Raw genomic sequence first — 13,367 nt, forward strand, 5'->3', positions numbered from 1 at the left:
ACCGGAGCCGCCCATGCCCACTGTTGTCACCCTGCCTGGATTCACTGCTTTCGCCGCCTACCTGGGTACTGGCCTGTTGGTGTGGGTGCTTGCCCTGGCGGTATATGCACTGGTCACCCGCCACAGCGAGTTTGCCCAGATCCGCAAGGGCAATGTTGCCGCGGCGATTGCCTTCGTCGGCGCCGCGATCGGTGTCGCCCTGCCGATCAGCAGCGCGATCACCCACTCGGTCAGCCTGCTGGACTCGGTGGTCTGGGGCGCGTTGGCGGTGGTGTTCCAGCTGCTCGCCTACGGCGTTGCGCACTTGTTCGTGGCCAACATCTCCCAGCGCGTCGATGATGGCGATCTGGCCGCCGGCGTGTTCCTGGGCGGCAGCGCGGTCGCGATCGGGCTGATGAATGCCGCCGCGATGACCCCATGAAGCGCTCCCGCAATCTCAAGCTGGTGTTGATGGCGGCCTCGATCCCGGTGGCGCTGACCGCCTGCGATTCGGAGCCGACCGGCACCGTGGTGCAATCGGTTGAGCAGTGCAGCGCGAGCAGCACCCTCAGCGTCGAGCAATGCGAACAGGCCTACCGGAGCGCGCTCGCCGGTCATGCCACCGCTGCCCCGCGCTTCCAGAGCCAGGCCGACTGCAACGCCGAGTTCCAGGCCTGCACCCCGGTGCAGGAACAGGGCCGGACGATGTACATGCCACCGATGTCGGGCTTTCTGATCGGCTACCTGGTCGGCAACGCACTCAGTGGCCCCGGTCAGTACGGCAGTGCGGGGCCGCTGTACCGCAACCGGAGCGGCGAGTACCTCAACACCCGCGCCGATCGGGTTGCCCGTGGTGCCGGCCCGGTCACCGGCAGGCGCGGCGTCGTGCCGGCGCCCACCCGCGCGATCACGGTCTCTCGCCATGGCTTTGGTTCCTCCGCCGCCGCGCGCAGCGCGTTCGGCCGCGGCAGCTGATGCGTCGGATCACGATCGCCCCACGCCCGGACTGGCAGGCCGAGGCCGAGCGGCTGGGCTTCCACTTCCACACCATCGACGGCGAGCCGTACTGGGACGAGTCCGCGTATTACGCGTTCACCCTGCGTCAGGTCGAGGACGACATCGAGGCCGCGACCGAAGCCGTGCATGCCATGGCGATGGCGTTGGTCGATGAGGTGGTCGAGTCCGAAGCGCTGCTGGCCCGGCTCGCGATTCCGGCCAGCCATTGGGACTGGATCCGCACCTCCTGGCAGGGTCACGATCCGCATCTGTACGGCCGGCTGGACTTTGCCTACGACGGCCTCGGCCCGGCCAAGCTGTACGAGCTCAATTACGACACGCCGACCTCGTTGTATGAGGCGGCGTACTTCCAGTGGGTGTGGCTGGAGCAGCAGATCGCCGCCGGCCAGCTGCCGGGCGGGGCCGACCAGTACAACCGCATCCAGGAATACCTGTGCGAGGCGTTGGCGACGCTCGCGCGGGAGCAGCGACTGGCCTCGCCGATGCACTTCTCCTCGGTGCGCGAATCGATCGAGGATCGCGGTACCGTGCGCTACCTGCAGGACTGCGCCGAGCAGGTCGGCATCGACACCCGTTTCGTCGCGATCGAGGACATTGGCATCAGTGCCGAAGGCTGGTTCACCGACTCGCAGGACTACGTGATCCGCACGCTGTTCAAGCTCTACCCACTGGAATTCATGATGGCGGAGACCTTCGGTCCGAACCTGGACGCCGGGCGGATCCAGCTGGTCGAGCCGGCCTGGAAGGCGGTGCTCAGCAACAAGGGCATCCTGCCGCTGCTGTGGGAGCGCCATCGCGGCCACCCCAACCTGCTTGAGTCCCGCTTCGACGACGCCGGCGGCGAGGTGCCCCGCGGTTGGGTGCGCAAGCCGCTGCATTCGCGCGAGGGCGCCAATATCGAGTTGGTGGCCATCGACGGCACCCGCCTGACGTCCGACGGTCCCTACGATGACGGCCCGGCGATCCTGCAGGCGCACCACCCGTTGCCGGATTTTGACGGCCAGTTTCCATTGGTCGGCAGTTGGGTGATTGCCGACCAGGCTGCCGGCATGGGCTTGCGCGAGGATGCGACGGCGATCACCCAGGACACCTCGCGGTTTGTTCCCCACGCTATTATCGACTAGCGCGTACGAACCGATGGAATGGCAGGCACGCCACCTGCGTAAAGGTCTATCTGTCGGCAGCGCACGCCTGCCTCTCACTTCTTCCGCCAGGAATTCCCATGTCCATCGAGAACATCGAAAAGCTCATCCAGGATCACAAGGTCGAGTTCGTCGACCTGCGCTTCGCCGACATGCGCGGCGTGCAGCATCACGTCACCTTCCCCAAGTCGATTGTCGATGAGACGTTGTTCGAGGAAGGCAAGATGTTCGACGGCTCGTCGATTGGCGGCTGGAAGGGTATCCACGACTCGGACATGGTCTTGATGCCGGACCCGTCCACCGCCTTCCTGGACCCGTTCACCGCTGATCCGACCCTGGTGCTGACCTGCGACATCCTCGACCCGGCGACGATGCAGGCCTACAACCGCGACCCGCGCGGCATCGCCAAGCGCGCCGAGGCCTATCTCAAGTCCAGCGGTATCGCCGAGCAGGCGTTCTTCGGCCCGGAGCCGGAGTTCTTCATCTTCGACAGCGTCCGCTACGCCAATGACATGGGCCACACGTTCTTTCATGTCGACTCGGAAGAGGCGGCCTGGAACTCCGGCAAGGACTACGCCTCAGGCAACACCGGCTACCGCCCGGGCGTGAAGGGCGGTTACTTCCCGGTCGCGCCGCTGGACTCGCTGCACGACATCCGCGCCGAGATGTGCAAGGCGCTGGAGGCGGTGGGCATCGAGGTCGAAGTCCACCACCACGAGGTGGCCAACGCCGGGCAGTGCGAGATCGGCACCCGCTTCAACTCGCTTACGAAGAAGGCCGACGAACTGCTGACGATGAAGTACATCGTCAAGAACGTCGCCCACCGCAATGGCAAGACCGCGACCTTCATGCCCAAGCCGATCGTGGGTGACAACGGCAGCGGCATGCACGTGCACCAGAGCCTGGCCAAGGGCGGCAACAACCTGTTCTCGGGGGACGGCTACGGCGGGCTGAGCCAGATGGCGCTGTGGTACATCGGTGGCATCTTCAAGCACGCGCGCGCGATCAACGCCTTCGCCAATGCCACCACCAACTCCTACAAGCGGCTGGTGCCGGGCTTCGAGGCACCGGTGATGCTCGCGTACTCGGCCAGCAACCGGTCGGCCTCGTGCCGGATCCCGTATGTCGCCAACCCGAAGGCGCGCCGGATCGAGATGCGCTTCCCGGACCCGATGAACTCCGGCTACCTGATTTTCTCGGCGTTGATGATGGCCGGCCTGGACGGGATCAAGCACCAGATCGACCCGGGCCCGCCGTCCGACAAGGACCTCTACGACCTGCCGCCGGAAGAAGAGAAGAATATCCCGACCGTCTGCCACAGCCTTGACCAGGCGCTGGAGGCGCTGGACCAGGACCGCGACTTCCTCAAGGCCGGTGGTGTCTACAGCGACGACTTCATCGACGCCTACATCACTCTGAAGATGAAGGAAGTCACCGCATTCCGCGCCGCGACCCACCCGCTGGAATACCAGATGTACTACGCGATCTAGCCGCGACGAAATACGCCACCAGTTGGTCGACGGCTTCCGACGGCGCCAAGAGCCGATACCGTTATCCCCGCGCAGGCGGGGATCCAGGCGCCATCTCAGGCCACCCGCCTCATGGGAACCCGTCATCCCCGCGCAGGCGGGGATCCATGGACTTTGCTCTCAACTGGGCTGACGAGGGGCCAGCAACAGCTCCGCTGAGTGTTCGCGGTAGGTGAGCTGCATGGCCGCCACCACCTCGTCGCATGCGTGCCCGACCGCCTCAAATAGCGGGCTGCCGGCCAGCAGTCGGCCATTGAGCGCCGCGCTGAACAGGTCGCCAGTACCCTTGGGTGCGGCGTCAATACGAGCGTGTTCGAGCACTTGCGCGTCGTCGTGGCTGACGATCGCCACCCGCATCCGTCCGTGCGCCCAGGAGTCGGGGGCGGCGCTGGTGACCACGACCCACCGGGTACGGCCGACCAGCAGCGTCCGCGCGGCGGCGATGACCTGCTCGACAGTGTCGACCGGGTGGTCGCTGAGGCGCTGCAACTCGAAGCCATTGGGGGTCAGCCCGTGGGCCAGGGGCAGCAGGTGCTGGCGGTAGGCCGCCACCATGCCGGGGTCGACATACACGCCGGTATCGTGATCGCCGATCACCGGATCGATCTGGACATGCAGCTGCGGGTGAGAGGCTTCCAGCCCGCGGATCCAGCTGGCCAGCGCGAATGCCTGATCCGGGCCGCCGAGGTAGCCGACCAGCACCGCGCGCAGCCGGGTCAGTGCATTGCGCGCCTGCAAGTCGTCCAGGTAGCCGGAAAACCACGCGGTCGGCAGCGCGCCGCCGTGCATCGTCGGGTAGTGCGGTGTGTTGCTCAGGATCACCGTCGGCACTGCGGCAACCCGCAGGCCGAGCTTCTGCAGGGTGGGTACGGCAACGCCGTTGCCAACGCTTCCATAGACCACCTGCGACTGCACCGACACGACATCGATGTGCAGCGGCTGCAAGCGGGTCGATGGGTCCGTGGGATCTGCGGACGTCATGCCGGATCAGTCGGCCAATAGTGGCTGTCCGGCAGTGCGCGGGCACCGTAGATCGCCTGGCCGACGCGGACCACGGTGGAGCCTTCCTCCACCGCCAGCTCGAAGTCCCCCGACATGCCCATCGACAACCCGTCGAAGTCCATTCCGTCCGGTGCATCCTGGCGCAACTGATCGCGCAGGTTGCGCAGCAGGACGAAGCAACTGCGTACCCGGGCGGCGTCGGAGGTCAGGGCGGCCAGCGTCATCAACCCGCGTACGCGCAGCGAGGCAAACGCAGGCAGCTGTTTCACGAATGCCGTCACGTCATCCGGAGACAGGCCATATTTGCTGGCTTCGCCCGATGTGTTGACCTGGATGTACACGTCCAGCCGGCGACCTTCGGTCTGCAGGCGGCGGTCCAGTGCTCTGGCCAGTCGCAGGCTGTCGAGGGCCTGGAATTCGGTGGCAAAACGGGCCACCAAATTCGCCTTGTTGGTCTGCAAATGGCCGATCACCGACCACTGCAGGTCGGCCAGATCCGCCATGGCCTCCCATTTGCGGTAAGCCTCCTGGACCTTGTTCTCGCCCAGCATCCGGCAGCCGGCGGCATAGGACAGGCGGATGTGTGCCTCGTCGATGGTCTTGCTGACCGGCAACAGCCGGACCTCATCGGGATTGCGTCCCGCCCGCTGGCACGCCGCGGCAATGCGTGCGCGAATCGCCGCGAGGTTGCGTGCGAAGTCGTCGACGGTGACGGCTTGCGGGTAGACCGGTGGTGGTAGCGGTAACCCGGGATGAGGGACGTCCAACGGCGGGAGCCTCCAAAGGCGGTTGGCTGATTGTACCGCTGGTACTCTGTGACCAGCCCAAGATTCACCTGCGCTGAACCGCCGCGGCGCTACGGTGCAGCGGTCCTCGGATTCATCACCATTGCCATCGACCCACTGAAGGAGCCATCCATGAAGATCGCCCTGATTACCAGCGCCAGCCTGCTGAGCCTCGCCCTGGCCGCGTGCAGCACTGCGCCCAGCACCACACCCGCCACCACTGACGCCACCACGCCCGCCACTACTGACGCTGCAGCCTCCAGCGGCGCCAGTTTGCCGACCCAGTCCACCGTTGCCAGCGCGCACGTCAATCTCGCTGCCGCGTCGGGCAGCCTGGTCAGCGGCAAGCTCAGCGTGGTTCCGATGGGCGATGGCGTGCATTTGACCGGTGAAATCGGCGGCCTGACGCCCGGCAGCACCCACGCCATCCACATCCACGAGAAGGGCGATTGCAGCGCGGCCGACGCCAGCAGCGCCGGCGGGCACTTCAATCCGACCGCCATGCCGCACGGCAAGGTTGACACCGCTGCCCATCACGCCGGTGACATGAACAACCTCGTCGCCAACGCCGATGGTGTGGCCACGGTCGACGTGCATGCCAGTGGCCCGGTGCTGGGGGGTGGTGCGGCCAACGACGCCATCGGCAAGGCGGTGATCGTGCACGGCGGGGCAGACGACTACACCAGCCAGCCGTCCGGTGCCGCCGGCCCACGCATTGCCTGCGGTGTGATCCAGGCCGGTTGATGCAAGCCGGTTGACCCAGGCCGGAGCGGCGTCAGATCAGGGCGGCGCGGCAATCGGTGTCGCGATCGCAGTGCACGAACTGCACTGCGACCCCGTGTGCTCCCAGCACGGCGGCGATCTGCCGTTGCCGCGCCTGGAAGTGCTGGAATTGCCGGTGACGGCGATCACGCAGCGCGTCGCTGTCGGCCGCGTTCTCGGCAACCGCTTCATCGACGGCATAGCGTTGTTGCCAGCCCGCCGGTGAGAAGAGCGCGATCCGTACTTCGCCCTCGGTGTAGTGCAGCAGCGGCTCGGGCGGCTGGTCCAGCCAGGCGGATTGTTCCGGGCGCAGCAAAGCGGTTTCCAGTATCGGCCACAGCGGCCCCAGTCCGGCATGGTCGTACTGGATCGAGGTCATCGCGGCGAGGTCGTTCACGGTCAGGTAGCGGGCGTGTTCGACTTGCAGGCCGAACGCCTCCTGCGCGGCCAGCGCGGTATCGGCGGCGGCCATCCCGACCTCGATCAGGTCGTTCTCGAACGCATCGCCCACCCGCGCGACGGCATCGCTTGCGCCGGTCAGCACGAACGGCATCAGCCGCAATGGCCCGCCAAGGTAGTCGGGTGAAGGGGCCAGCGCGCCGGGCATTTGCGAATCGCTGGCGCCGAAGGCAATGATCCGGCCGGCGTCAAGGTCGTGGCTGCCGCGCGGCGCACGTGCGGCGAGTTCGGACAACTCCCGATGCAATGGCCAGCCGGGGCGCAACAGCTCCACCGGGTCGTAGTGGGCGCCCACCGTCACCAGCTCCAATGCGCTGGCTTCGGGCGCGAAGGAGGCCAGATCGCGCGCCACCAGGTGTGCCAGTGCGCCGACCTCCGGCTGCGAGAGCCGGTCGCGGCCCACCGGCGCGGCGCCGACCACTTCGATGGCGAAGGCGCCCAGCACGTGCAGCTCGGGTGTGGGGTGGACAGTATCGGCGGCTGGACTCATTGGATCCCTGGCAAATTCGCGGGTTGGACACACGGTCTGGAGTAATTGGATACGCAGGCGTTTGGACGCCCGCAGGTGCGGCGCTACACTGCGGTCATTATGCCCGCAAGCCATCGTGGGACTCACGCAAGCCGCGTTGGCACGACTGCAACGCCCATCGTCCGAGGTGATCAATGCGCCAAACCCGTCCTGTCGCCGTGCTTGGCGGTGTGCGAATTCCGTTCTGCCGCCAGAACACCGCGTATGCGGATGTTGGCAACCTGGGAATGTCGGTGCGCACGCTGGGCGCGCTGGTAGAAAAATACGGGTTGCACGGGCAACAGTTGGGCGAGGTGGCGATGGGTGCGGTGATCAAGCACTCCAGCGACTGGAACCTGGGTCGCGAGGCGGCGTTGTCGTCCGGGCTGTCGCCGCTGACCCCGGGCTTGACCATGCAGCGTGCCTGCGGCACCTCGCTGGACACGATCATCACGGTCGCCAACAAGATTGCGATTGGCCAGATCGAGGCCGGGATCGGCGGGGGTTCGGACACCACCTCCGATGTGCCGATCGTCTACGGCAAGGAGTTGCGCCGGCGTCTGCTTGCAGCGGCCGCAGCGAAGGACTTGAAGGGCAAACTGGCGGCGTTCAAGGGGTTTTCGCTGCGGGAATTGAAACCTGACTTCCCCGGCGTGGCCGAGCCGCGTACCGGCAAATCGATGGGTGAGCACTGCGAGGACATGGCCAAGCAGTGGAACATCGCGCGCGATTCGCAGGACGAGTGGGCGCTGTCGTCGCACTTGAAGCTGGCGGCCGCCTACGAACGCGGGTTCTTCGATGACCTGGTGGTCAGCTTCCGCGGCGTCTCGCGTGACAACAACCTGCGCCCGGACAGCACGCTGGAGAAGCTGGCAACGTTGAAGCCGGCCTTCGACCGGACCTCTGGCCGCGGCACCTTGACTGCGGCCAACTCGACCCCGCTGACCGATGGCGCGGCCGCCTGTCTGCTGGCCTCCGAGGAGTGGGCGCAGGCGCATGGCCACGAGCCGCTGTGTTACCTGCGTGATGCGCAGGTGGCGGCGGTCGATTTTGCCCACGGGGAAGGGTTGCTGATGGCCCCGACCATCGCGGTGCCCGAGATGCTCGCGCGCAATGGCCTGAGCTTGCAGGATTTCGACTTCTACGAGATCCACGAGGCGTTTGCCGCCCAGGTGCTGTGCACCTTGCGGGCGTGGGAGAGTGAGGACTACTGCAAGACCCGGCTTGGGCTGGACGCACCGCTGGGTCGCATCGACCCGGCAAAGATCAATATCAACGGCTCGTCGTTGGCGACCGGCCACCCGTTTGCGGCGACCGGCGCGCGGATCGTCGCCAGCGCGGCCAAGGAGCTGCAGCAGCGCGGCGGGGGCCGCTGTCTGGTCTCGATCTGCACCGCCGGCGGCATGGGCGTGACCGCCATCCTGGAGCGCTGATTCAACCAGCTATTCGCGCAATCGGGGCATTCCGTGCTCGTCGCGTTCCTCGGTCACCGCGCGATCGTGGATCTGCTGGCGCATGTCACGGCCCGGCAGTTCGGTGACCGCTTCGCCCCGATGCAATCGCAATGCATTGCCGTAGCTCAGCCGCGCACGCGATTCATCGCCGGCCTGGGCGAACCCATGGCCGAGCTCTTCCCACGCGTCGCCGCTGGCACCTTGCGCCAGCGCGCGATGCAGATAGTCCTCGGCTTGTGGCCACTGCCCCTGGGCACGATTCAGCCGGGCCAGCGTCAGCAGCAGGCCCGGACTGGCAGGGTGGGCTTGCAACCAGCGCTCGGCATTCTTGTGCCGGCGGTCCAGCTGACCGATCGGCAGGCGGCCATACAACCCGGCCAATGAGTCGTCCCACTGCTTGTCCAGCGCCTGTTCGACACTCTTGGCGGCGGCCTCCTCCCAGCGCAACGCCGCGGCACGCTCGGCATAGGCGCTCACCGTGCCGGGGTCGGTACGGAACGGCTTGGGCAGCGCTTCCCAGCGATCGGCCAGTACATTCGCGTCTGGAGCCTGGCGCAGCGCGGTTTCGGACCACTCGGTTTCCAGTCGGTCCAGGCGATCAACGGGCAGGACCTTCTGCTGCCGCATCGCGCCCAGCAGGCCGTAGGCCTCGCCGACATCGCCGGTCGCAGCCAGCGCCTGCGCACGCAGGTACAACCCGCGCGGCGGCAGCGGCTGCAGGTTGGGAGTCTCCAACGCCAGCAGGGCGTCGCCCGGGCGGCCGTCCGCCAACGCCAGGTCAGCTACCGTCAGCGCACGCGTCACCGGGTGCGGGACCGCCAAACCATCCAGGTACTGGTTCGCCTGCGCCGTGTCGCCGCGGGCGGCAGCGGCGCGGGCCGCGCCAATGCGGGCAATATGGGCGACGCCATCGTCTTCTGCGCCGGGGTTGCGCGCCGCCTCTTCAAGAAGCTTCTCCGCACGGTTCCAGCGACCCAGCTCAAGGGCGTCCAGCCCATCGATCAGCTTGGCGCGTGCGGCTTTTTTGCGCCGCCGCCGCAGCGCGACGATAGGCAAGCTGATCATCTTCCAGATCAGCCACAACACCAGCAACGACCCCAGCCCGATCAGGACCGCCGCAGCCAGGGTGGTGGTATAGCGGGTGCCGCGATAATCCAGGATCAGCGAGCCGGGGTCTTGCACCAGCAATTGCGCGACCAGCGCGCCGACCAGTATCAGCACGATCCAGAACAACAGGTTTCGGAACAGGTTCATTCAATAGGCTCCCGATGCATGGCGCGAGACTGACGCAATTGGTTCAGTTGGTTCAGTGTGGTGCCCAGGGTTGGAAGCGAAAGTGAAAGTGGCATTGCCGCGATCTCATCCAGCTCGATACGCCGCGCGCGTGTCTCGTCGGCGGCAGCGGGCAGGCGGTCCAGCCAGAGCCGGGCCCGGGCGAGCGCGGACCGGTAACCCTCAACGTCGCGACGCTCTGCGGCCGCCCTGGCCAGCGTGATCTCCAGTTGCAGCCCTGTCTCGGTCGCGGCGCGGCCGGCCGGGTCCACGGTTACGGGTTCGTCGTTCCGGCGCACTTCCACGATGCCGCCAAACGCACGCTTCCACCATGGCGCTGCGGCAGCGCTTGGTGGCGTTTGCAGCGGGGGTGTCGCTTCGATGCGCTGGGCGAAACCATCCAGCCGCGCCAGTGCCGCCGCGCGGGGCTCGGTGCCGGCCTGGTCCAGCGCGGCACGTTCCTGGCCCAGGGTCTGGCGCAGGCTCAGATAAGCGGGGTCATCGACGCGCTCCAGCACGCTGGCAGCCAGTGCGTACGCGCGCCGGGCGCCATCCAGATCGCCGGCAATCATCAATCGTTGCTGAGCGATGCCCAGCAGCAGTGCGGCTTCGTCCAGCCGTAACGCCTGCACGCCACGAAGGCTGGGGTCGGAATAGCGTGCGAAGCTGCTTTCAATCAAGGCCGAGCGCTCGGCCAGCCCGAGCAGCTCGCTGCGCAGGATCTGATTGGTGGCCACGGACTGTTGCAGGCGTTGGGTCTGGGCTTTCTGATTGCGGCGCAGCAGGTCGACGCGCTGGTCCAGCGCATCCAGCTGCAAACCAGCGGCATTGCTGGTCGCCTGCTCGATGGCCAAGCCCCGTTGCCACTGTTGCCAGCCAACCCACCCGGCTGCCGCGATCAACAGCAGTACTGTCAACCACGGCCATGTACGGCGGCGGCGCGGAGTCGAATCGGACGAGGTCGTGGACACGGCAGACGCAGTCAGGTTGGGGTCAGGCAATGTTACCGGAACTGCTGTCCGAACCCGGTGCGGCCGGGTCCCGGGACAAGGCGGCCAGTGACGCGGCGACGAGATCGGTCGGTCGGGCGCTGTGGGCGCGGTGGCAACGGGAGAACCCAAGTTCGCGGGCAAGATCACCCAATCGCTCACTGGCGACGGCGACCGGCATCGCCCGCAACCGCGCGACGACGTCGTCGGGGACGCTGGCCACCACCAGTTGCAGGGCTTCTGCACTGGACACCGCCAGCACCGCGGGCGCCGCGAGGCGACGGATCGCGGCCAACGCCCGTGGCGAAGGGGTTACCGGCACCCGCTGGTAGACGTTGGCGCGGATTACCTGTGCGCCGCGTGCCTGCAGGGCCGGTGCGAGGACACCGCGTCCACCGGGTGCGGTCACCAGTCCCAAGGTGCTGCCTTGGAGTTCCTGCAGACCGGGCAGTGCCAACAAGCCTTCACTGTCCATTCGCTCGGGAGTGACCACCGCAGTGATGCCGGCCCGACGCAAGGCCAACGCGGTACCGGCGCCAACCGCAAACCAGCCTTGGCCGGGCGCCACTCGCAACGGTTGCAGCGCCGCCGCGGCGCGGGCCGCGGCAGGACTGGTGAACAGCACCCGCGGTGCGGCCAGGGCGGCCTGCAGGGCGTCGCGGTTGTCGGGGTCATCAATGGCCTGTAGCGTCCACGGTGACAACGCAAGCAAGCCGCCGTCATGACGCGCAGCGGCCCGCCGCAACGTCGCATGCCCGCCGCGTGGCCGCAGCGAGATCACGTACCATACGGCGGGCGATGAGCGCGATGACATCGCGACAGCTTGGCATGCGTGTTGGAAGGTTGCATTCGCCATGCCCAAAGCCCAGGCCCGCCATTTCCTCCTCCCCGCCGGTAACGCCGGCTCGACAGAGTTCCCATGCCGTATAGCGACGCGCTGCAACGCCTCACTCATCACTATCACTCGATGCCGCCGGTGGCGGCCATGGAACTCCGGATCGACGGTTACGACGGCCGGCGGCTGCAGCTGCATGCGCCGCTGGCTCGCCATCTCAACGACAAGGGCTGCGCGTTCGGCGGCAGCCTGGCGTCGGTCATGACCCTGGCGTGCTGGGGCCTGATGTCGTTGCAGGTCGAGGCAGCAGGCATCCAGGCCGATGTCTATGTCGCCGACAGCCAGGTCCGCTATCTGTTGCCGTTGTTCAATGACCTGCAGGTGAGCGCGGAGCTGGCGCCGCGGTCGAGCTGGGACCACTTCATCGCCACCTTGCGCCAACGCGGTCGGGCGCGGGCGCATCTGGTGGCGCGGGTGCCGTTGCCCGATGGCCGCATCGCGACAGATTTCACCGCCCGCTACGTCGCCATCGCCCGCTGACCGGCAGCCCGTCACGTAGCCCGCTAGGATGGCGGCTCTTGCCACCGCACTGGAACCTGCATGCTCCTTCGCCCATTCGAGTCCACGTCCCGGTTTCGTCGTCGTATCTCGCGCCTGTTGGTGCTGGGCGCACTACTGGGACTGCTCACCCTTGGCGGCTGTGCGAGCGGCAGTCCGGCCGCCAGTGCGCTTGATTCCGCGCAATATGCCTGGTCCGGTGCGATCCGCTGGGGTGATTTCGGCGGTGCGCGCAACCTGGTCGATCCCGAGGTCCGGGCCGAAAATGCAATGACCGAGCTGGAGATGAAGCGCTATGAGCAAATCCAGGTCTCTTCGTACCGTGACGTCGGCTCCACCCGCAATCTCGAGGCGGGTACGGCGATGCGCAACATCCAGATCGGCGTGATCAACCGCCACACCATGACCCAGCGAACGGTGAATTACCGCGAACAATGGCGTTACGACGAGGCAGTGAAAGGCTGGTGGCTGACCAGTGACCTGCCCGACCTGTGGGCGGGGGAGTGACGGTTTTTTTGCACGCCCGGCGGCACTGGGCGACAATCCCCGCCCCATTGCCCTGCCCGTGACCCCGTGACTGTCGAAACCCTGCTGGCCTTCGCCGAGCGCAACCTCTATCTGTCCCTGGCGTTGGTGGGTATCACCGTCGCGCTGGTCTATGTCGAGATCTCCCGCCTGTTCCGTGGCTATACCGCGTTGCGGCCGGCTGAACTGACCGGGTTGATCAACCGCGAGAACGCGCTGGTGATCGATCTGTCGGCTGCCAATGATTTCGAAAAAGGCCACATCGCCGGCAGCAAGTCGGTGCAACCCAGCCAGTTCGATCCGGAAAGCAAACTGCTGGCGCCGGTCAAGGCGCTGCCGGTAGTGGTGACCTGCCGTAGCGGCCAGGCCTCGGCCAGCGCCGCCAAGCGATTGAAGAAAGCCGGTTTCGAGAAGGTGTACTGGCTCGATGGCGGCGTCCAGTCCTGGGTGCAGGCGGACATGCCGCTGGTCAAGGGACGCCGTTGATCGCCTGAGTTTCCGAGGTGCGCGAACGTGCGTGCCATAATCTTTCCTTGCGTTTTACTGGAGTC

15 protein-coding genes are annotated in these 13,367 nt (G+C 66.7%); 9 read left to right on the forward strand and 6 right to left on the reverse strand.

What is annotated here, in order from left to right:
• The first annotated feature begins 13 nt into the window (after positions 1-13).
• The 4 genes from ACW7G1_RS01260 (at position 14) to glnA (ending at position 3,628) form a co-directional block, all read left to right on the forward strand.
• Complete coding sequence (locus ACW7G1_RS01260; RefSeq protein WP_456977958.1) at positions 14-421, forward strand: DUF350 domain-containing protein; 408 nt, start codon at positions 14-16, stop codon at positions 419-421.
• Positions 418-954 carry a DUF1190 domain-containing protein gene (locus ACW7G1_RS01265; protein ID WP_456977959.1) on the forward strand — a complete coding sequence of 179 codons (537 nt, stop codon included), beginning with the start codon at positions 418-420 and terminating at the stop codon, positions 952-954. Before ACW7G1_RS01260 ends, ACW7G1_RS01265 begins: the two co-directional genes overlap by 4 nt.
• Positions 954-2,120 (forward strand): glutathionylspermidine synthase family protein, encoded by a 1,167-nt coding sequence (locus ACW7G1_RS01270; protein ID WP_456977960.1) that lies wholly within the window; start codon positions 954-956, stop codon positions 2,118-2,120. Before ACW7G1_RS01265 ends, ACW7G1_RS01270 begins: the two co-directional genes overlap by 1 nt.
• A 98-nt stretch (positions 2,121-2,218) precedes the next feature.
• Positions 2,219-3,628 (forward strand): type I glutamate--ammonia ligase, encoded by a 1,410-nt coding sequence (gene glnA / locus ACW7G1_RS01275; RefSeq protein WP_456977961.1) that lies wholly within the window; start codon positions 2,219-2,221, stop codon positions 3,626-3,628.
• Positions 3,629-3,787: 159 nt separating this feature from the next.
• Here the strand turns inward: glnA and pdxK are convergent, their stop codons facing one another.
• A complete protein-coding gene (gene pdxK, locus ACW7G1_RS01280) occupies positions 3,788-4,648 on the reverse strand; it encodes a pyridoxine/pyridoxal/pyridoxamine kinase (RefSeq protein WP_456977962.1) in 861 nt (286 codons plus the stop codon).
• Positions 4,645-5,436: a YggS family pyridoxal phosphate-dependent enzyme gene (locus tag ACW7G1_RS01285; protein WP_456977963.1), complete on the reverse strand. Its 792-nt coding sequence runs from the start codon at positions 5,434-5,436 to the stop codon at positions 4,645-4,647. The genes pdxK and ACW7G1_RS01285 overlap by 4 nt, the downstream gene beginning before the upstream one ends.
• 150 nt (positions 5,437-5,586) lie before the next feature.
• Here ACW7G1_RS01285 and ACW7G1_RS01290 point away from each other — a divergent pair, with 150 nt between their 5' ends.
• A complete protein-coding gene (locus ACW7G1_RS01290) occupies positions 5,587-6,198 on the forward strand; it encodes a superoxide dismutase family protein (protein WP_456977964.1) in 612 nt (203 codons plus the stop codon).
• Between the two features lie 31 nt (positions 6,199-6,229).
• Here the strand turns inward: ACW7G1_RS01290 and ACW7G1_RS01295 are convergent, their stop codons facing one another.
• Positions 6,230-7,165, reverse strand: coding sequence for a hypothetical protein (locus ACW7G1_RS01295; RefSeq protein ID WP_456977965.1), 936 nt, complete (start codon positions 7,163-7,165; stop codon positions 6,230-6,232).
• A gap of 173 nt (positions 7,166-7,338) precedes the next feature.
• Between ACW7G1_RS01295 and ACW7G1_RS01300 the strand changes: the two genes are divergently transcribed.
• Positions 7,339-8,616, forward strand: a complete 1,278-nt coding sequence (locus tag ACW7G1_RS01300; protein ID WP_456977966.1) for an acetyl-CoA C-acetyltransferase — start codon at positions 7,339-7,341, stop codon at positions 8,614-8,616.
• Between the two features lie 9 nt (positions 8,617-8,625).
• On the opposite strand, the gene ACW7G1_RS01305 is transcribed toward ACW7G1_RS01300, so the two are convergent.
• From ACW7G1_RS01305 to ACW7G1_RS01315, 3 genes are all read right to left on the reverse strand, one after another.
• Positions 8,626-9,891 carry a heme biosynthesis HemY N-terminal domain-containing protein gene (locus ACW7G1_RS01305; RefSeq protein ID WP_456977967.1) on the reverse strand — a complete coding sequence of 422 codons (1,266 nt, stop codon included), beginning with the start codon at positions 9,889-9,891 and terminating at the stop codon, positions 8,626-8,628.
• On the reverse strand, positions 9,888-10,826 hold the full coding sequence (locus tag ACW7G1_RS01310; RefSeq protein ID WP_456977968.1) for a uroporphyrinogen-III C-methyltransferase: 939 nt from the start codon (positions 10,824-10,826) through the stop codon (positions 9,888-9,890). The genes ACW7G1_RS01305 and ACW7G1_RS01310 overlap by 4 nt, the downstream gene beginning before the upstream one ends.
• Positions 10,827-10,902: 76 nt before the next feature.
• Positions 10,903-11,712, reverse strand: a complete 810-nt coding sequence (locus tag ACW7G1_RS01315; RefSeq protein WP_456977969.1) for a uroporphyrinogen-III synthase — start codon at positions 11,710-11,712, stop codon at positions 10,903-10,905.
• Positions 11,713-11,817: 105 nt separating this feature from the next.
• Between ACW7G1_RS01315 and ACW7G1_RS01320 the strand changes: the two genes are divergently transcribed.
• The 3 genes from ACW7G1_RS01320 to ACW7G1_RS01330 all read left to right on the forward strand — a co-directional run bounded on the left by ACW7G1_RS01320 (position 11,818) and on the right by ACW7G1_RS01330 (position 13,302).
• Positions 11,818-12,273, forward strand: coding sequence for a YiiD C-terminal domain-containing protein (locus tag ACW7G1_RS01320; RefSeq protein WP_456977970.1), 456 nt, complete (start codon positions 11,818-11,820; stop codon positions 12,271-12,273).
• Positions 12,274-12,333: 60 nt separating this feature from the next.
• Positions 12,334-12,798, forward strand: a complete 465-nt coding sequence (locus tag ACW7G1_RS01325; protein WP_456977971.1) for a hypothetical protein — start codon at positions 12,334-12,336, stop codon at positions 12,796-12,798.
• A gap of 66 nt (positions 12,799-12,864) precedes the next feature.
• Positions 12,865-13,302, forward strand: a complete 438-nt coding sequence (locus ACW7G1_RS01330) for a rhodanese-like domain-containing protein (protein WP_456977972.1) — start codon at positions 12,865-12,867, stop codon at positions 13,300-13,302.
• Positions 13,303-13,367: the final 65 nt, after the last annotated feature.

It is taken from the genome of Lysobacter sp. A378 (assembly GCF_054052125.1).